Source organism: Paenibacillus sp. J22P218 (assembly GCF_056269195.1).
This window is the reverse complement of sequence record NZ_JBWDNL010000004.1, coordinates 151,048-169,514: the sequence shown is the minus strand read 5'-3', so window position 1 is coordinate 169,514 and position 18,467 is coordinate 151,048. Positions and strand designations below refer to the sequence as shown.

Below are 18,467 nucleotides of genomic sequence, written 5' to 3'. Positions count from 1 at the left end.
ATTGAGTATTAGACCTGATGAAATCAGCACGCTGATTAAACAACAGATCGAAAACTATAAATCCGAAATTCAAGTTGTTGACGTCGGCACCGTAATCAATGTCGGTGACGGTATTGCCCGCGTACACGGCTTGGAAAACGCGATGCAGGGGGAACTGCTCGAATTCGCTAACGGTGTTGTAGGCATGGCCTTGAACTTGGAAGAAAGCAATGTCGGTGTCGTAATCCTCGGACCATACACGGACATCCGCGAAGGCGACCAAGTGAAACGTACGGGCCGTATTATGGAAGTACCAGTCGGCGAAGAGCTTCTTGGCCGCGTTGTTAACCCGCTTGGTCAGCCGCTTGACGGCAAAGGACCAATCAACACGACTCAATTCCGTGCAATCGAATCGCCTGCACCAGGCGTTATCGACCGTAAATCGGTTCATGAGCCTATGCAAACAGGCATCAAAGCGATCGACGCAATGGTACCGGTTGGCCGCGGCCAACGTGAGCTTATCATCGGCGACCGTCAAACAGGTAAAACAGCGATCGCGATCGATGCGATCATCAACCAAAAAGGCAACGGCGTGAAATGTATCTACGTTGCGGTTGGTCAAAAACAATCCACTGTTGCTAACGTAGTAGAAACGCTTCGCCGCCATGGCGCGCTTGACTACACGATCGTTGTAACGGCTGGCGCTTCCGAACCAGCTCCATTGCTATTCCTGGCTCCATATGCAGGCTGCTCGATGGGTGAATACTTCATGTACAAAGGCGAGCACGTTCTCGTTATCTACGATGACTTGTCGAAACAAGCGGCAGCATACCGTGAGCTTTCGCTCTTGCTCCGCCGTCCACCGGGTCGGGAAGCTTACCCTGGTGACGTATTCTACCTGCACTCCCGTTTGTTGGAGCGCGCTGCGAAGCTTAGCGACGCAAGAGGCGGCGGTTCTTTGACTGCATTGCCATTCATCGAGACGCAAGCATCCGACGTATCGGCTTACATTCCTACGAACGTAATCTCGATCACGGACGGTCAAATCTTCCTTGAAGCCGATCTGTTCTACTCGGGTCAACGTCCAGCGGTTAACGTTGGTATCTCCGTATCCCGTGTCGGCGGTTCCGCTCAAATTAAAGCGATGAAGAAGGTAGCCGGTACGCTCCGTCTTGACCTTGCGGCATACCGCGAGCTTCAAGCGTTCTCGCAATTCGGCTCCGACCTCGACAAATCGACGCTTGCCCGCCTTAACCGCGGTGCGCGCACGATGGAAATTCTTAAACAAGACGTTAACATGCCGATGCCGGTTGAGAAGCAAGTTATCTCGATCTACTCCGCTGTTAGAGGTCACTTGGATGAAATTCCAGTTGGCGACATTCTTCGCTTCGAGAAAGAGTTCCATGCGTACCTGGATTCGAACAGCCCGGAAATCGGCCAATCGATCCGCGATACGAAGGACCTCGCTGGCGACAACGAGAAAGCTCTCGTTGACGCAATCAACAAATTCAAGAAAAGCTTTGCCGTAACGGCTTAGAAATATATCGTCTGCGCCCGTCCTACTTCAGTCCGGGCGCAGCTTCCTTACTCCTCCAACACCAGGCTTTGAGCATGCTGCGTAAGCTGTATGCGCAAGGCAACAAAGGCGGGTGAAACAAATGGCAAAAGGTATGCGCGATATTAAACGCGAGATTAAGAGCAAACAAAATACGAAGCAGATCACGAAAGCGATGGAGATGGTTGCGGCTTCCAAGCTGAGAAAAGCACAGGAAGCAGCGACAGCGTCCCGTCCTTACGCGGATAAGCTGAAGGAAGTTGTGGCTAGCATCGCAGCCGGCACGAAGGATGTGAAGCATCCGATGCTGGAAACGCGTCCGATTAAGAAAACGGGTTACCTCGTTATTACTTCGGACCGCGGTCTTGCAGGCGGCTACAACTCCAACATTCTTCGTAAAGTAACGCAAACGATTCGCGAAAATCATAAATCCACCGACGAATATGTATTGTTCGTTATCGGACGCAAAGGCCGGGACTTCTTCCGCCGCCGCAATATGCCGATCGTGGAAGAGGTTATCGGTTTGCCCGATGCCCCTACTTTCGCAGACATCAAGTCGGTTGCGTACTCCGCAGTGAAGAACTTCGCTGAAGGTACGTACGACGAGCTTCACCTGTACTACAATGAATTCGTCAATGCGATTACTCAAATTCCGACAGCAGTACGCTTGCTGCCGCTGGAAGACGTGAGCGGCAAAGGTTCTGTTGCATCGTATGAATACGAGCCATCGGCTGAAGGCGTGCTTGAAGTACTGTTGCCTAAATACGCGGAAACGCTGATTTACAGCGCGGTATTGGACGGCAAAGCGAGTGAGTTCGGCGCTCGTATGACGGCAATGGGCAGCGCGACGAAAAACGCGAACAAAATGATTAACCAATTGACTCTTACGTACAACCGTGCGCGTCAAGCGGCGATCACGCAAGAAATTTCGGAGATCGTTGCCGGAGCGAACGCTCAATCGTAACTATAGATTTGCACTGTTGCCGCGGGACGCTTGCGTAAGCGCCAGCCCGGGTGCAGTAACAAGAAGGAACCAGGAGGGAAAACCATGAAAAAAGGACATGTTGTATCCGTCATGGGTCCGGTCGTAGACTTAGAGTTCGAACGCGGCAGTCTGCCGGAAATTTTGAACGCTGTCAAAATCGAGCAAAAGGGCGAAGCAGGCGGTATCGATATTAATCTGACGCTTGAAGTAGCTGTTCACCTCGGTGACAATAAGGTACGTGCCGTAGCTATGAGTACGACTGACGGTCTAGTACGCGGTATGGTTGCTGTTGATACAGGCGCAGCAATCACGATCCCGGTTGGAGCGGCAACGCTTGGCCGTGTATTCAACGTACTTGGCCAACCAATTGACGAAGCTGGCGATGTAACATCGGCAATCAACTTGCCAATTCACCGTCCGGCACCTGCTTTCGACGAATTGTCCACGCAAGCGGAAATTCTTGAAACAGGCATTAAAGTAATCGACCTTCTCGCACCATACGCAAAAGGCGGTAAAATCGGCCTCTTCGGCGGCGCGGGCGTAGGTAAAACGGTTACGATCCAAGAATTGATCAACAACATCGCGCAAGAGCATGGCGGTATCTCTGTATTCGCAGGTGTAGGTGAACGTACTCGTGAGGGTAACGACTTGTACCATGAGATGAAGGATTCCGGCGTACTTAGCAAAACAGCGATGGTATTCGGTCAAATGAACGAGCCTCCTGGCGCACGTCAACGTGTAGCTTTGACTGGTTTGACAATGGCTGAGTATTTCCGTGATGAAGAAGGTAAAGACGTTCTTCTGTTCGTCGACAACATCTTCCGTTTCACGCAAGCAGGCTCCGAGGTTTCGGCCCTTCTAGGCCGTATGCCTTCCGCGGTAGGTTACCAGCCAACGCTGGCAACTGAAATGGGTCAATTGCAAGAGCGTATCACGTCGACGAAAAAAGGTTCGGTTACTTCGATCCAAGCGATCTACGTACCTGCCGATGACTACACGGATCCGGCTCCTGCAACGACGTTTGCCCACTTGGACGCTACGACGAACTTGGAGCGTAAAATCTCCGAGATGGGTATCTTCCCGGCGGTTGATCCGCTCGCGTCGTCTTCCCGTATCCTTAGCCCTGGCGTATTGGGCGAAGAGCATTACAACGTAGCTCAAGGCGTTAAGAAAATTCTTCAACGCTACAAAGAGCTTCAAGATATTATCGCAATCCTCGGTATGGACGAGCTGAGCGAAGAGGACAAATTAACCGTTGCTCGCGCACGTAGAATTCAACTCTTCCTGTCCCAACCGTTCCACGTTGCAGAGCCGTTCACGGGCACGCCTGGTAAATACGTTCCTGTTAAAGAATCCGTTCGCAGCTTCAAAGAAATTCTCGAAGGCAAACATGATGACCTTCCGGAAGAAGCCTTCCGTTACGTAGGTGTAATCGAAGAGGCCGTCGAGAAAGCCAAAACGCTGCAATAGTAGCGAAGGGCGGGAGGAATCCACATGAGTACCTTTTTGGTCGAAATAGTAACTCCGGAGCGTAAAGTATACGCGGAGACTGCGAATATGGTTAGCGTAACAGGCGTAGAAGGCGAGCTCGGCATTTTGCCGAATCACATTCCGCTTGTAACGCCGCTGCGCATCGCTCCCGTAACGATCAAACGCGATGGCAATAAAGTTGATATCGTAGCCGTTAACGGCGGTTTCATCGAAGTACGCAAGGACAAGATCGTTATTCTTGCCGAAAGCGCTGAGCTCGCTACCGATATTAACCTTGAACGTGCGGAAGCTGCCAAGCAACGTGCGCAACAACGTTTGAACGCTAAGCGTGATGAGGTTGACTACCGCCGCGCAGAGCTTGCTCTGCAACGCGCAATGAACCGTCTGAACATTAAGCAAAAGTAATACAACGCACCAAGAGCACTGCCTAAGCCACTCGGCCTAGGCAGTGCTTTTTTTTTGTTTTATTGAAATATTACTGTTGAAAAGGTTGACATTGAAAATGAGAATCCTTATCATAGTGGAAGTGGTGAGAGAGATTATCAATATGGGGGAATGAAAGAAATGAAACGTTTGAAACTAATGAGCTTGATGTTGGCAGCGATGGTGGTGTTTCTAGCTGCTTGCGGCGGCAACGCGAACAGCGGGAACACGAACAATGAAGGCACAGCTAATACGGAACAAGCTAACAATACAGCTACAAATGCTCCTGCTGCAGAGGACGATTCCGTCCGTACGATCAAGCATGCTATGGGCGAGACGGAAATTAAAGGTACTCCGAAGAAGGTTGTCGTACTGGAATGGACGTATGCAGAGGATCTGCTCGCGCTTGGCGTTCAACCGGCTGGCGTAACGGATATCGAGAACTACAACGTATGGTACGGCTACTTGGAGCAAAAGCTGAACGCGGACGTTGTTGAGCTTGGAACGCGTCAAGAACCGAGCTTGGAGACGATTACGAGCCTTGCACCTGATCTCATCATCGGCGTTAAATTCCGTCATGAAGCGATATACGATCAACTGAAAGCAATCGCGCCGACGTTGATCTTCAATCCGTATCCAGAAGAAGGCGGACTTGACCAATATAGCGAAATGGAAGAAACGTTCCTCGCAATCGGCGACGCTGTAAACAAGAAAGCCGATGCAGAGAAAGTACTGACTGATCTGCATGCTTCATACGAAGATTCGAAGGGCAAGCTAGCCGCTGCCGGTAAAGAAGGACAATCGATCGTCATGACGCAAGCTTGGAGCGCGGAGGGCGTTGCGACATTCCGCCTGTTCACGGACAACTCGATGGCGATGTCCATTCTAAGCAAGATCGGTTTGAAAAACGCGCACAAAGACGAAGCCTTCCAAATGTACGGTTACTCGGAAGGTTCGCTGGAAGCTTTGACGAAGGATGAAACGAAGCAAGCTAGCTTGCTTTACACGATTAGCCCTGACGACACCGTGTTCAGTGAATTGCTTCCGAAGAACGATGTATACAACAATCTTCCGTTCGTAAAGGAAAACCGCCTTTACAACCTTGACGGCATCTGGCCATTCGGCGGCCCGCTGTCCGCGGAACTTCTAGCAAATAAAGTAACTGACCTGCTTACGAAATGAGTCTAAAAGCTGTTAGCAAGAAGCATACGCAACAAACGATGAAGAGCCCTGTGCTGCTAGCCGCAGCCGGGCTCCTTCTGCTTGCTGTGCTGTCAGCCCTTCATCTGACGCAGGGAGAAGCCGATCTCCCGCTCAAGACTACGATTACCGCCTTATTCTCGACAGAGCCGCAGATGGAGCATCAGATATTATGGACGCTGCGATTGCCTCGGACTCTTATTGGCATCCTTGTCGGCGGCGCCTTGGCCGTCGCCGGTGCGCTGCTGCAGAACGCAACGCGCAATCCGCTTGCGTCTGCCGCTACACTTGGCATTAACGCAGGGGCATTCTTTGCCTTAACGATCTGTACGATCTTTTTCCCGGTGATGGCTCACTCTTATCCGTTTCTATTAACTTGCGCCGGAGGGGCTGCCGCAGCGCTGCTTGCGTTTACGATGGCTGGCGGGGCGAAGGCTTCACCGGTTAGACTTGCTCTGTCAGGTATGATCGTTACAATGGCGCTCAGTTCGGGAGTAGCAGCCTTGCAGCTGTTCTTCGAGCAGAAAACGATGGGGCTGTTCTTGTGGGGCTCAGGCTCTTTGGTGCAAAACGGCTGGGGCGGCGTGCAGCACGCATGGCCATGGATCATCGGAGGTGTCGTTCTAGCTTGCTTGTTAGCCGGCAAATGGGATCTTATGGAGATGGACGAGGATACGATTACTTCCCTTGGTCAGAAGGCATGGAAGCTGCGCTTCTCAGGAATCGCGATAGCTGTTGTGCTCGCTGCTATCGCCGTCAGTGTCGTTGGCCCGATCGGTTTCGTCGGACTCATCGCTCCGCATCTGATGCGTATGCTTGGCGCCAAAAGACATATTGCGCTGCTGCCTACGTCGTTCATCTGGGGCGCGGTTATCGTGATCGCCTCCGATACGGTCGCGATGCAGTTCAGGCATTCGCTTGGACCGCTGCCGGCAGGAGCGATAACTGCCCTGATCGGTGGACCGTGGCTCGTATGGCTTGTCCTGCGGACGGTTAAAGCGAAGCGTGAAGGAACGCCTCAGGCTACTTCCGCTTCTTCGGTTAAGCTTGCGCGCGTTCCGTATGGCGTATGGGTTGCAGGAGCGTTCCTCCTGCTGGCGGCAGCGATTGTCGCGAGCTTGGCATTCGGAAGCTTGCGTATTCCAGTCGGTGATGTGATATCCGCTTTATTCGGCAATGGCGATGAGCAGGTGAAACGTTTGGCTATCGATATGAGGCTGCCTCGTACCTTGGTTGCCGCTCTTGCAGGCGCTACGCTGGCGGTCAGCGGCTTGCTTCTGCAAGGCATCGTACGCAACCCGCTCGCCGATCCTTCTATTATTGGCGTGACAGCTGGCGCAAGCGTTGGGGCTATGCTGCTGATGGCCGTATTCACGGGATTGTCCGTACAGTGGCTTCCTGCCGGAGCGTTCATCGGAGCGGTGGCTGCGTCATCTCTTGTATTCCTACTAGGCAGGAAAAGCGGCTTTCAACCCGCTGTCGTTGCCTTGCTTGGACTTGGCGTATCCGCCGCGGGAAGCGCGATTGTGCAAATCCTGGTCCTTCGCATGAAGATGACCGTTGCTTCAGCGCTCGTCTGGCTTGCAGGAACGACTTATGCGCGGACCTGGGACGACTTCTGGCAGTTGATCTACTGGCCGCTTATTTTGCTGCCAATCGCGTGGGTACTGGCTCGACGAATTGATATTTTACAATTTTCAGATACGACGGTGACCAATCTGGGCTTGAAGGCGGATCGTGCGAGGCTGCTGATCGGCGGTCTAGGCGTGGCGCTTGCCGCTGCGGCAGTATCTGTAGTCGGCTCGATCGGATTTATCGGTCTGATTGCTCCACATATAACGAGAATGCTCGTAGGGCCGCATTATCGTAGACTTGTTCCCCTAACTGCCCTTCTTGGTGCTGTGCTGCTTGTGCTCGCCGATATGATCGGTCGCTCGGTTCTAGCGCCAAAGGAAATTCCGTCGGGCTTGATTGCGGCTCTAATTGGAGCCCCCTATTTCATGTGGCTGATGTGGCAGGCAAACCGAAAGAAAAGCAGATAATGTCAGGTATTATTCGTGTTTACGCGCTATTTTTACGAGATTCATGTCAAACTAGAATGTTTTTCGACAAAAAAATAAAACTTCTGCATGAAATATCCATCAACCTATGTTAATATAGTTAACATTAGTAGATAGAGAAGAGCAGGAGGAGTGCGACATGTTCGATTGGTTAGGGATGAAGGTTGGGTTTCCACTCTGGATTTCTTGGCAATTAAACAAAGATTTGAAGGACGATGTTGAGCAGAGCTTCGAGGGGATCGCGGATACGCGAAAGGAGCTGCTCTCGACGTGGGCGATGGAGAACTGGGACCAGCTCGATCAACTGGCGGGTCAATTGAAACCTGTATTTACCGGAATCGGGTCTAAGCTATCCGCAGCAGATCAGCCTTCGATCGAACGATTGCTTGAACGTACATATGCACGCGCAATTGACGTGACGGAGCTCTTCATTATGGATGAGCAGCATACCGTTATCTACTCTACGTTTGCCGATCATATCGGACAATCGTATCGTTCAGGCAGCGCCATCTATAACGGTTTGGTCTATGCAACGCAAGAAGGCAGCTTGCGCAAATGCTTGTTCGGACCTTATAGCGATCCGATTACGCTGAAGCTAGGCGCACGTTCTTCCTCCTTCCACGATAAAATGACGCTATTATTCATCTGCCCGTTCAAGACGGAGAGCGGTGCTTGGGCTGCGGTTTGCGCGCGTGTGCCGAATGATGTCATTGGCGACCTGATTCAACGGGAATCGGGCCACGTCTATCCCGACTCTGGCGACAACTACATCTTTATGGCCGAACCGGGCCTTAATCGCCAGATCGCTCCGGGAACGGCTTTATCGCGCAGCCGATTTGAGGATCGAACGTTCACGCACGGCGAGAACTTGAAGGATGGCGTAACAACCGACTGGGGAACGGTATCGATCAAGGAGCATACCGAGCTGGAGCTGATGTTCACCGATCCAGCGACAGGGCAGCTTCATCCAGGTGTAGCGAATACGATCAGGAACGGAAGCAATCTATTCGTTCAATTCCCGGGGTACTCGGATTACCGGCATATTTCTGTAATCGGCAAAGGGGTAACGTTCCAGCTGCCGCATTGCCCGGACAAGTGGGGCATGATGTGCGAGGGCGATCTGGAGGAAGTGTACCGGATTCGCAGTATCGGCTGGAGACAGCGCAAAATTCAATGGGGTTCTATGCTCTTGCTCAGTATGCTGTCGGCACTCCTTGTTGGGCTTATCGCTTCAGCAGTATCTCCTTGGGTTGCGGCAGCCGCCGTATTCGCATTCACATTAATCTTCGGCGTGTTCATCGCCGGAACGATCCAGCGCAAGGAAGCCAGCAGAGTTGTTAGTCATTTGCGCAAGGTGAATTCCTTTATTCGTATGAATGCGGAAGGGAAGGGCGACTTGACGCAGCGTCTCCAGTTGTCGGAGTTCGACAACGACGAATCGAAGGAGCTGGCGAAGTGGATCAACAATATGATTGACTCGCTCGAAGGCATTATGCTGCAAGTGAAGCTGGCCGCTGCGGACGTGTTGTCCAGCCAGCATGTGCTCAATGAGTCTGCCGCTGTAACGGCGCAATCGACCGAGCGGGTGAGCGGCAAAGTCAGCGATATGATCGGCAGCATTAGATTGCAGCTTAAGGATATCGATACGGCGAAGGATACGGCCGATGATATGAGAGCTACGCTAAGGCTGCTTGAAGAGCAGGCTGCGGCGCAAATAGCGGTAGCGAAGTCCGAGGTTGATCGAATCGGCGATAAGATGTTCCATATATCGGCGAAGGTCGGACAGACAAATGAGACGATTCATAAATTCATGTCCACTGTGCAGGAGATTAGAGGCGTGCTTCAAGTTATAGAAGAAATATCGGCACAGACGAATTTGCTGGCGCTGAATGCGTCGATCGAGGCGGCTCGCGTAGGCGAGCAAGGCAGAGGTTTCGCGGTAGTTGCAGCCGAAATTCGCAAGCTTGCCGATATGACGAAAAAATCAACGGAAGAGGTTCACGCGATTACGCAGCATATCTATGAGGAAGCGAAACAAGCCTATGCTTCCATGGATGAAGGAACTCGGGTCGTGGAGGAAGGGACGGAGCTTGTAGCTACTGCCGCAAGCACACTGGCTGCCGCACATGCCGAGGATGTGCGCAAAACCCAGGTCGTTGACGAGGTTGTCGAGCTGATGGAGAAGATCGCGCTTGTCAGCCGAGAGAATCGAAAGGTTTCATCCGATGTTGAGGGCAAAGTGAAAGAATTGATCGGCGAGATGAGCAATGTCCGGCAGACATCGCAAAGCGTGGAATCGATTACGACGCTGTTGCAGCAATTGGTAGGACAGTTCAAGCTGACCGATACGAGAATCAGGTAAATGAGTAAGGGCCGCAGGCACCGTTTTTTTATAACGGGCTTGTGGCTTTTTTGAAATATAGGAAAGTATATCCTTGCGCCATACTTTCTCTATATTTCTCGGAATGAAACGCGCCTCGCCGCCAAAGGACGGCGTTAGCCGTTTCACCTTGTGCGCCAAAAACTAGCATGTACATAATAATGGAATGCCAGAGGCATCCTATCCCTAATAAGTATGAGTGCAGACTATTCGGCTGTAAGGGAGCGGATGCATATGTCGGGACGTATGGTGCAAGGCAAGCGCAAGGGCGGCGCAACAGACGAGAAGAGGCTGACCAAAGCGGTCGAGCATGAATCAGAGCAAATGAACCGAATGGCAGACATGCCCCTTACTTCCTCATTGAAGCAAAATATAGAATTGTGCAAGAACGAGCTGGGCGAAAGTCCGGACATTATTTACCGCGAACTAGAATTGAACGACTCTGGCAATACGCCAATCCTGGTTATTTATGTCCAAGGAATGATCGAGGATGATCGGATGAATGAATTCGTCATTCAACCCTTACACCGAGATCGTTATGACGTAGAGACGGAGCAGCAGGGCATGCCGTTGCTGAAGTGGATGGAGAAGAAGCTGCTGTCGACCGGTCTTGCCGTGGATGTGAAGGATTGGAAAATGGTTTTCCAAAGGCTGTTCATGGGGTATTGCATCATTATGGTGGAGGGAGAAACGCAAGCGCTGGCCGCGAACGTTGTCGGAGGTGCTCGCCGGGGAATTGAAGAGCCGAAGACCGAAATGGTCATTCGCGGTCCGCGCGAAGGCTTCACGGAATCGATTCGCGCGAACACGGCGATGCTGCGAAGGAAGATTCGCAGTCCGAAGCTGTGGATGGAGCAAATGACAATAGGCGATGTTACGCAGACGCCGGTCAGCTTCATGTATATTAAGGGGCTTGCCGGCGAAGAGATGGTAACGGACCTTCGGGAGCGGCTCAAAGCAATTAAGATTGACGGCATATTGGAATCGGGTTACATCGAAGAGCTGATAAGCGATCAAAAATGGACGCCTTTCCCAACGGTTCTGAGCAATGAACGGCCAGATGCGGTTGCCGGCAACTTGCTGGAAGGAAGAATCGCGATTCTCGTTGACGGTACGCCGTTCGTACTAATTGTACCGGCTACGCTTAACGTATTTTTTCAAGCGGCGGAGGACTATTACCAACGTTACGATATTGCGACGTTCTTAAGGCTGCTTCGCTTCGCTTCGTTTATGATCGCGCTGCTAATGCCGTCTATTTATGTCGCAATCGTAGGCTACCACCAGGAGATGATTCCAACGCCTTTGCTGCTGAAGCTGGCGGCTCAGCGGGAGGGCGTCCCGTTTCCTGCCTATTTGGAAGCATTCGTTATGGAACTTGTGTTCGAAATATTGCGCGAAGCGGTCGTACGTATGCCTAGTGCGGCCGGCAATACGATATCGATTGTTGGCGGTCTCGTTATCGGGCAATCGGTCGTAGAAGCGGGAATCGTATCCCCGGCGGTCGTGATCGTCGTTTCGTTCACGGCAATAGCTAGTTTCGTTTCACCAAACTACAGCCTCGGTATTGCCGCCAGGCTGCTGCGTTTCTTCCTGCTGTTTGCCGCATCAACGCTTGGTTTCTATGGAATTGCGCTCGTCACCCTGTTTATACTGCTGCATCTGTGTAATATTAGATCGTTTGGCGTGCCGTATATGACACCGTTCGCGCCGATGGTAATGGCCGATCTGAAGGATACTTTCATTCGCGCACCATTGTGGCTAATGAAGGAACGTCCGCAGCGCATCAAGTCGAACAATAAAGTGAGACAGCAGGTAGACCCAGAGCCTAGGAAGGAGCCGGGGCAATGACCGCGAAGCGAATCCGGGCATGGCTGCAAAGAGCAAGAGCGGCTGTCCGCCCTGCACGAGTCATCGGGGCAGTCGGCGTTCTGCTGCTGCTTAGCGGCTGCTGGGACTTACGATATCTGGACAAGCTGGGCGTCGTATTCGCAATTGGCATCGATCCCGATCCGTCAGGCAAGCAAGAGCTGCAGCTTACCGTACAGGTCGTCCTGCCGCAGAATGTGGCATCAGAGAGCAAGGGCGGCGGCGGTGGACCGAGCGTAACGTCATTCACGGAGACCGGAGATACCGTATTCGAGGCAATACGCAAAATGACGACGAAGACATCGCGCAGACTTTTTTTCTCTCATACACAGATGTTGATCATCAGCGAGAGCATGGCGAGGCGAGGCGTTTATCCGCTTGTTGATCTTATCGAACGGAACCCCGATATTCGAACGGATATACAGATTGCATTGGCGCGGGGAACGAGCGCTCGCAAGCTGCTGCAGACGACGACGCAGACGGAGTCGATCCCGGTCAATCAGTTTCATGCCATGATCGAGGTGAACGAGCTAGCATACGGGACCAATTACGCGATATTTGTTAAGGACATTACACGATTGGCGGGTAAAGGCAGAGAACAAGGCGTTATCCCATCTTTGCGTATCGAGGGGGATAAGTCAGCAGGAAATACGATGGACAACGTAACAACCATTCCTCCGGAGACGATCCCCTCCCTTGCATCAATGGGCGTGCTTAAAGAAGGTAAGCTGGTCGGCTTTCTTACGCCAAAGCAATCTCGCGGTCTTGCTTGGTTGAAGGGCAAGGTGAAGAGTACGGTTGTCAAGCTTGCATGTCCGGAGTCGGAAGGTTTCTTAACGGTAGAAATACATGAAGCGAATCGTTTATACCATGTGAAGCAGGGGAAGGACGGCAACCCAATCATCGAAGCAGATCTGCTGCTCACGGGAGGCATCCAGGAGATTATGTGTCCAGGCATTAAGGTCATGGAGGAGAGCGTCTTAATGCAAATAGGAAAGTTAACGAGCGATACGGTTAAGGCGGAAGCAGAAGAGGTGATTCGTGTCCTGCAAAAGGATATGAATTCGGATGCGCTTGGCTGGGGCAAAGAGATCTATATGCGTAAGCCTTCGATTTGGAAGCGGAAGGAAGCAAACTGGGACGAAGATTTTCCGCTCGTTCAGTCCATTATCAAATGCAAGACGAATATTCTCAGTTCAGGCGTAAGAAGCGAATCTATCGTGGAGTGAGTGATCGGGATGCTTCCTTTAATCGTAGCTATGCTTGTTGTAGCGGGCAGCGGTGTTCTTATATGGATTCGTAACGGTGTTCGCGGACAGTACAAGGAGCGCGGCTGGTCTATCTTTATATTAATGATAGCAGCTGCGCTTATCGCGCCTATGATGCTCGGACTTCCAGTTCCGAATCCGCTGGATATGATTATGGCTCTATTTAAGCCGATATACAATCCGTTAATTATATGGATCGAGAAGGGGTGAATGGAAATTGAGTAAAACGGCAGGGTTGAACAACTCGTTGATTACACCGGGGCAATCGGCGAAGATGGTCTTCATGTTCGCAATGGGAAGCTCGACGCTCATCCTGCCAACAGCCGTCACGGTCATCGCCAAGCAGGATAGTTGGGTGTCGATGCTGCTTGCCGGGCCTATTAATTATTTCGTGCTCATGATTTATTTGGCGCTTGCCGAACGCTTTCCGAATATGTCGCTGGCGCAATATGCACAGAAGCTGATCGGCGTATGGGCAGGCAAGCTTCTCAGCATAACCTACATTATATTTTTTCTTATATTAAGCTCGCTAGTACTAAGGAATATATCCGATTTCCTAGGCTTGTCTGTATTGCCGCAGACGCCAGCGTGGTTCATTAATAGTACGTTTATGCTCGTTGTGGTGTATGGCGTGTACTTAGGGATAGAAACCATTGCGCGTACAGGCGAGATTCTTTTCACCTGGGGGATGCTGATCATTATCGTCATTCTCGTATCACTCACCAACCAATTCAACTTCCACAATTTTGAGCCCATTTTATATAAGGGATTGCTGCGGCCGATTAAGGGGGTCTATCCAATTCTCGGCTTTCCGATTGCCGAATTTGTATTTTTCACATCCATATTGCCGCTCGTGCAAAAACAAAACAAGCCAAATTTGCGCAAAGCGCTTAAGCTGTCGATGATCGTCCTTACCACTTCGAGCACCATATTGACCTTTTACCTCGTTGGCGTCATGGGGGTAAGTGAAGTGACTCGAAGCCCGTTCTCGGTTTACGATATGGCTAAGTATATTAATATCGAGGAAATATTAGTTAGGGTCGAAATACTGGTGGCGATGGTTTGGATTGGAACGGTATTTATGAAGCTTGTCTTATGTGTATATGCGCTCACCGTAACAACGGCGCAGGTTGTCGGCCTCCATACGTATAGACCGCTTGTCCTGCCGTACGCATTTGTTATTGTTCCGCTGTCCATGCTCGTCTATCGCAATATCGCTCATACGAAGGAGATTGCAATGGGGGTATGGACCTTATATTCATCGCTTCAGGGCATTATTATCCCGCTCCTACTGCTTCTTATCGCGGTCATTACCGGTAAGCGGGATCTGACTGACGGAAAGCTTGCCTCCGATCAGCAAGAGCAAGAAGAGAAGCAGACGGAGTCTAAGCAGCAGGAATCGTCACAATCCGCTATGGGAGCGCAATCCGCGCCGCAAGCAGGCGGGGAGGACGGGTAACTCCGTCATAGACGGCTGTGGAAGCATTTGTTATAATTGTGATGAAAAAATGACCAAGCGGCACGAGTCCGCGCCAAACCAACAGACGGAGGCGACCCGAGTGGAAAACTACGCCAACAACTATGTCATGGTGGCAATTTTCATCGTACTGGGCATTTTGCTCCCGGTTGCGGCTTTGACTATCGGAAGGCTGCTTCGGCCTCATAAGCCGACGGAGCTTAAGAAAACGACGTACGAAAGCGGTAACGAACCGGTTGGTGAAGGTCAGGTTAGATTCAATATCCGTTATTATTTATTTGCATTGATGTTTGTCATCTTCGATGTCGAAACCGTTTTCTTATACCCTTGGGCCGTTGCTTACAATAAGCTCGGCCTCTTTGTGCTGGTGGAAATGATCATATTTGCGGGAATGCTGCTTGTTGGACTTCTATATGCCTGGAAAAAGAAGGTGCTGAAATGGAATTCAGTCTAGAGTCAATTTCACTTGATGAGCGCAAAGAGCTGGAACGCAACGTATTTATGGGAACCTTGGAGCAGCTGAAGGCATGGGCGCGGAGCAATTCGTTATGGCCGCTTACGTTCGGCCTTGCATGCTGCGCAATCGAAATGATGGGAACGGGCGCATCGCATTACGATTTGGACCGGTTCGGGGTTATGTTTCGTACGTCGCCTCGCCAGTCTGACGTTATGATCGTCGCGGGAACGGTCACGAAGAAGATGGGACCGCTGCTTCGGCGTCTATACGACCAAATGCCGGAGCCGAAGTGGGTTATTGCAATGGGCTCCTGCGCGACGGCAGGCGGACCGTATGTGAAGTCGTATTCGGTCATTAAGGGCGTCGATCAGATCGTACCCGTCGATGTGTACATCCCGGGATGTCCGCCGAATCCGGCGGCGCTGATTTACGGCATCAATCGGCTGCAGGAGAAGATCCGCTACGAGGCGAAGACCGGGAAGCGGGTGACGGGCCGATGAGCGAGGAGCAGGATAAGCAGGATAAGCAGGATAAACCGGAGGCTGCGGAGTCTAGCGATGCAGCGAAGCCGCCGGCGCCGGCGGTAGATCCGGAGCGCGAGGCGAAGCTGAAGGCAGCAGCGGAAGCGCGGGCTGCTCGCGCGGCGGCGAAGGAGAAGGCGGATGCGGAAGCGGCGGAGGCCGCTCCTGCCGAGCCTAAGCCGCCATCACCGAAGCAGCCGCACCTTGATCTGCTCATCGCTCTCGTGAAGCGAGAGACAGAGGACGAAGAAGCTATAGTCGAGTCGTACTTGAACGAGCTGAATGGCGATATGCCGACGCTCGTTATACATAATAAGCATTGGCGGAGCATAGCATCGATGCTGAAGGGGCATGACGAGCTGCGCTTCAATTACTTGCGCAACGTATCCGGCGTCGATTACGAGACACATATGGAAGTTGTGTATCATATGATCGCGCTGGACAGCAAGCTGGAAGCGGCGATCAAGGTGCGGATCGATCGAGATGCCGCATCGGTGCACTCCGCTACGCCGGTCTGGGCGACGGCGAATTGGAACGAACGTGAAATTTACGATTTGCTGGGCATCGACTTCCCGGGTCATCCCGACCTGCGGCGCATTATGATGCCCGATGATTGGGTTGGACACCCGCTTCGCAAAGATTATGAGCCGCTGGATTCGGAGGTGTAGCCGCCTATGATTCGTACAGAAGAGCTGTTATTGAACGTTGGTCCGCAGCATCCAAGCACGCATGGCGTATTCCGAATTATCGTCAAGCTTGACGGCGAGGTCATTACGGAAGCGACGCCGGTCATGGGCTACTTGCATCGCGGCACGGAGAAAATCGCGGAAAACTTGAATTTTACACAGATTATTCCTTATACCGATCGAATGGACTACGTATCGGCCATGACGAACAACTATGTGCTCGTTCATGCGGTCGAGACGATGATGGGACTCGAGATTCCGCTTCGCGCGGAGTTTCTGCGCCTCATCGTGATGGAATTGCAGCGAGTGGCAAGCCACCTCGTATGGTGGGGAACGTATCTGCTCGATATTGGAGCGATGAGCCCGTTTCTTTATGCGTTCCGCGATCGTGAAATCATTATCGATTTGTTTAATGAGCTGTGCGGAGCAAGGCTGACTTACAACTATATGCGTGTCGGCGGAGTGAAGTGGGATGCGCCTCCGGGCTGGATGGATAAAGTGCGTGACTTCCTCCCTTATATGGAGAAGAAGCTGGAGGAATACGATAAGCTCGTCAGCGGCAACGAAATCTTCCTCGCGCGCATTAAGGGCATCGGGCAATACGATGCGGCAACGGCGATTGATTATGGACTTTCCGGAGCGAATCTGCGCTGCACGGGGGTTGATTGGGATCTGCGCAAGGCGGAGCCCTACAGCTTGTACGATCGTTTCGAATTCGACGTGCCGCTTGGGACGCGCGGCGATTGCTATGAACGCTACCGGATCCGTCTAGAGGAAATTAAGCAAAGTCTGCGCATCTTGAAGCAAGCCGTAGAGCAATTTCCGCAAGGCGGCGAGACAATGGGCAAGGTGCCTCGCGCGATAAGACCGCCCGCCGGCGAGGTGTATGTGCGCATTGAATCGCCGCGCGGCGAGATCGGCTGCCATATCGTCTCCAAGGGTAAAGCGGAGCCGTATCGTCTTAAGTTCCGCCGGCCTTCCTTCGTTAATCTGCAATTGCTTCCTAAGCTGCTTGTCGGAGAAACAATGACCAATCTCATTACGATATTGGGCGGCGTCGATATTGTCGTCGGGGAGGTCGATTGCTAATGGGAGCATGGTTAAGCGAGCCGCTTACTTGGGGCAGCGCCCTCATGATGTTCCTGTGGGGTGTCGTATTCTTAGTCATCGTGCTTGGCTTCGTCACGTATGCCATTTACTTCGAGCGCAAAGTCATCGGCTGGATGCAGCTTCGCATCGGTCCGAATCGCGTCGGCCCGTTCGGCTTGCTGCAGACGGTAGCCGATATCTTCAAGCTTCTGATTAAAGAAGATACAATCCCGCGAAAGGCGGATCGGCTGCTGTTCATTCTTGCGCCGGCGCTAGCTTATGTGCCCGCATTCGCTGTACTTGTCGTGCTGCCTTATACGCAAAACCTATATTTTGCCGATCTGAACGTCGGCTTACTCTATTATGTGGCGTTGTCGGGCATATCGACGCTTGCCATCGTAATTGGCGGCTGGGCTTCCAATAACAAGTATGCGCTGCTCGGGGGCATGCGCTCCGCCGCTCAAATGATTAGCTACGAGGTGCCGCTCGTCATTTCGGTAGTCGGAGTCATTCTACTGAGCGGCAGTCTTAATCTTCGCGACATTGTAGAAGCCCAATCGGGCGGCTGGTTTTGGAACTGGAATTTCCTTCCCCAGCTTATCGGCTTCGTCGTTTTTATTATCGCGGCCGTCTCCGAACTGAACCGGACGCCCTTCGATTTGCCGGAGGCGGAATCCGAGCTGGTGGCCGGTTATCATGTCGAGTACAGTGGCTTCCGCTTCGCCTTCTTCATGCTGTCGGAGTATGTGTACGTGTATGCCATTGCTGCGCTAACGACGGTGCTGTTCCTCGGCGGCTGGCATGCGCCTGCGCCTTTCCTCGATTTTGTGCCGGGCATCCTATGGTTTCTGCTCAAGTTCGTGTGCATCGTCTTCTTCTTGTTCTGGATTCGGGCAACGTTTCCGCGGATACGCGTCGATCAACTGATGGGACTCGGTTGGAAGGTGCTGCTGCCGTTGTCGTTGCTTAACGTGTTTGCGACCGCTGTCTACTTGGAGCTGTTCATCAAAAATTAAGAGGGGGAATAGGC

General features: G+C 52.1%; 16 protein-coding genes. All 16 read left to right on the top strand.

Going from position 1 to position 18,467, the window contains the following annotated elements; translation table 11 throughout:
- Position 1 precedes the first annotated feature (1 nt).
- Positions 2-1,516: a F0F1 ATP synthase subunit alpha gene (gene atpA, locus AC0YN0_RS18860; RefSeq protein WP_442049506.1), complete on the top strand. Its 1,515-nt coding sequence runs from the start codon at positions 2-4 to the stop codon at positions 1,514-1,516.
- Between the two features lie 121 nt (positions 1,517-1,637).
- Complete coding sequence (gene atpG, locus AC0YN0_RS18855) at positions 1,638-2,498, top strand: ATP synthase F1 subunit gamma (RefSeq protein ID WP_442049505.1); 861 nt, start codon at positions 1,638-1,640, stop codon at positions 2,496-2,498.
- An 84-nt stretch (positions 2,499-2,582) separates the two neighbouring features.
- Complete coding sequence (atpD, locus tag AC0YN0_RS18850) at positions 2,583-3,989, top strand: F0F1 ATP synthase subunit beta (protein WP_442049504.1); 1,407 nt, start codon at positions 2,583-2,585, stop codon at positions 3,987-3,989.
- A gap of 24 nt (positions 3,990-4,013) precedes the next feature.
- Positions 4,014-4,415 (top strand): F0F1 ATP synthase subunit epsilon, encoded by a 402-nt coding sequence (locus tag AC0YN0_RS18845; protein WP_442049503.1) that lies wholly within the window; start codon positions 4,014-4,016, stop codon positions 4,413-4,415.
- Positions 4,416-4,574: 159 nt separating this feature from the next.
- Positions 4,575-5,615, top strand: coding sequence for an ABC transporter substrate-binding protein (locus tag AC0YN0_RS18840; RefSeq protein WP_442049502.1), 1,041 nt, complete (start codon positions 4,575-4,577; stop codon positions 5,613-5,615).
- 38 nt (positions 5,616-5,653) lie between these two features.
- Positions 5,654-7,675 (top strand): Fe(3+)-hydroxamate ABC transporter permease FhuB, encoded by a 2,022-nt coding sequence (gene fhuB / locus AC0YN0_RS18835; protein WP_475822637.1) that lies wholly within the window; start codon positions 5,654-5,656, stop codon positions 7,673-7,675.
- 157 nt (positions 7,676-7,832) lie between these two features.
- On the top strand, positions 7,833-10,055 hold the full coding sequence (locus tag AC0YN0_RS18830; RefSeq protein ID WP_475822636.1) for a methyl-accepting chemotaxis protein: 2,223 nt from the start codon (positions 7,833-7,835) through the stop codon (positions 10,053-10,055).
- Between the two features lie 252 nt (positions 10,056-10,307).
- Positions 10,308-11,921, top strand: coding sequence for a spore germination protein (locus AC0YN0_RS18825; protein ID WP_475822635.1), 1,614 nt, complete (start codon positions 10,308-10,310; stop codon positions 11,919-11,921).
- Positions 11,918-13,168 carry a Ger(x)C family spore germination protein gene (locus AC0YN0_RS18820; RefSeq protein ID WP_475822634.1) on the top strand — a complete coding sequence of 417 codons (1,251 nt, stop codon included), beginning with the start codon at positions 11,918-11,920 and terminating at the stop codon, positions 13,166-13,168. Before AC0YN0_RS18825 ends, AC0YN0_RS18820 begins: the two co-directional genes overlap by 4 nt.
- Before the next feature lie 9 nt (positions 13,169-13,177).
- Complete coding sequence (locus AC0YN0_RS18815; RefSeq protein ID WP_475822633.1) at positions 13,178-13,417, top strand: hypothetical protein; 240 nt, start codon at positions 13,178-13,180, stop codon at positions 13,415-13,417.
- A gap of 7 nt (positions 13,418-13,424) precedes the next feature.
- Positions 13,425-14,666 (top strand): GerAB/ArcD/ProY family transporter, encoded by a 1,242-nt coding sequence (locus tag AC0YN0_RS18810; RefSeq protein ID WP_475822632.1) that lies wholly within the window; start codon positions 13,425-13,427, stop codon positions 14,664-14,666.
- A gap of 127 nt (positions 14,667-14,793) precedes the next feature.
- Entirely contained in the window at positions 14,794-15,138 is a 345-nt protein-coding gene (locus AC0YN0_RS18805; RefSeq protein WP_475823032.1) for an NADH-quinone oxidoreductase subunit A, read from the top strand.
- Positions 15,123-15,641 carry a NuoB/complex I 20 kDa subunit family protein gene (locus tag AC0YN0_RS18800; protein WP_337103914.1) on the top strand — a complete coding sequence of 173 codons (519 nt, stop codon included), beginning with the start codon at positions 15,123-15,125 and terminating at the stop codon, positions 15,639-15,641. Before AC0YN0_RS18805 ends, AC0YN0_RS18800 begins: the two co-directional genes overlap by 16 nt.
- Positions 15,542-16,330: an NADH-quinone oxidoreductase subunit C gene (locus AC0YN0_RS18795; protein WP_475822631.1), complete on the top strand. Its 789-nt coding sequence runs from the start codon at positions 15,542-15,544 to the stop codon at positions 16,328-16,330. The genes AC0YN0_RS18800 and AC0YN0_RS18795 overlap by 100 nt, the downstream gene beginning before the upstream one ends.
- Before the next feature lie 6 nt (positions 16,331-16,336).
- Complete coding sequence (locus AC0YN0_RS18790) at positions 16,337-17,437, top strand: NADH-quinone oxidoreductase subunit D (protein WP_442049493.1); 1,101 nt, start codon at positions 16,337-16,339, stop codon at positions 17,435-17,437.
- The gene (nuoH, locus tag AC0YN0_RS18785) at positions 17,437-18,453 is read left to right on the top strand and encodes an NADH-quinone oxidoreductase subunit NuoH (RefSeq protein ID WP_475822630.1); all 1,017 of its coding nucleotides are present in this window, start codon (positions 17,437-17,439) and stop codon (positions 18,451-18,453) included. Before AC0YN0_RS18790 ends, nuoH begins: the two co-directional genes overlap by 1 nt.
- Positions 18,454-18,467 lie beyond the last annotated feature (14 nt).

Excerpts from the sequence above, each read along its gene's own strand:
- atpG (WP_442049505.1), top strand. The coding sequence starts at position 1,638 with ATGGCAAAAGGTATGCGCGATATTAAACGCGAGATTAAGAGCAAACAA.
- atpD (WP_442049504.1), top strand. The coding sequence starts at position 2,583 with ATGAAAAAAGGACATGTTGTATCCGTCATGGGTCCGGTCGTAGACTTA.
- AC0YN0_RS18845 (WP_442049503.1), top strand. The coding sequence starts at position 4,014 with ATGAGTACCTTTTTGGTCGAAATAGTAACTCCGGAGCGTAAAGTATAC.
- AC0YN0_RS18840 (WP_442049502.1), top strand. The coding sequence starts at position 4,575 with ATGAAACGTTTGAAACTAATGAGCTTGATGTTGGCAGCGATGGTGGTG.
- fhuB (WP_475822637.1), top strand. The coding sequence starts at position 5,654 with ATGAAGAGCCCTGTGCTGCTAGCCGCAGCCGGGCTCCTTCTGCTTGCT.
- AC0YN0_RS18830 (WP_475822636.1), top strand. The coding sequence starts at position 7,833 with ATGTTCGATTGGTTAGGGATGAAGGTTGGGTTTCCACTCTGGATTTCT.
- AC0YN0_RS18825 (WP_475822635.1), top strand. The coding sequence starts at position 10,308 with ATGTCGGGACGTATGGTGCAAGGCAAGCGCAAGGGCGGCGCAACAGAC.
- AC0YN0_RS18820 (WP_475822634.1), top strand. The coding sequence starts at position 11,918 with ATGACCGCGAAGCGAATCCGGGCATGGCTGCAAAGAGCAAGAGCGGCT.
- AC0YN0_RS18815 (WP_475822633.1), top strand. The coding sequence starts at position 13,178 with ATGCTTCCTTTAATCGTAGCTATGCTTGTTGTAGCGGGCAGCGGTGTT.
- AC0YN0_RS18805 (WP_475823032.1), top strand. The coding sequence starts at position 14,794 with ATGGTGGCAATTTTCATCGTACTGGGCATTTTGCTCCCGGTTGCGGCT.
- AC0YN0_RS18800 (WP_337103914.1), top strand. The coding sequence starts at position 15,123 with ATGGAATTCAGTCTAGAGTCAATTTCACTTGATGAGCGCAAAGAGCTG.
- AC0YN0_RS18795 (WP_475822631.1), top strand. The coding sequence starts at position 15,542 with ATGTCCGCCGAATCCGGCGGCGCTGATTTACGGCATCAATCGGCTGCA.
- AC0YN0_RS18790 (WP_442049493.1), top strand. The coding sequence starts at position 16,337 with ATGATTCGTACAGAAGAGCTGTTATTGAACGTTGGTCCGCAGCATCCA.
- nuoH (WP_475822630.1), top strand. The coding sequence starts at position 17,437 with ATGGGAGCATGGTTAAGCGAGCCGCTTACTTGGGGCAGCGCCCTCATG.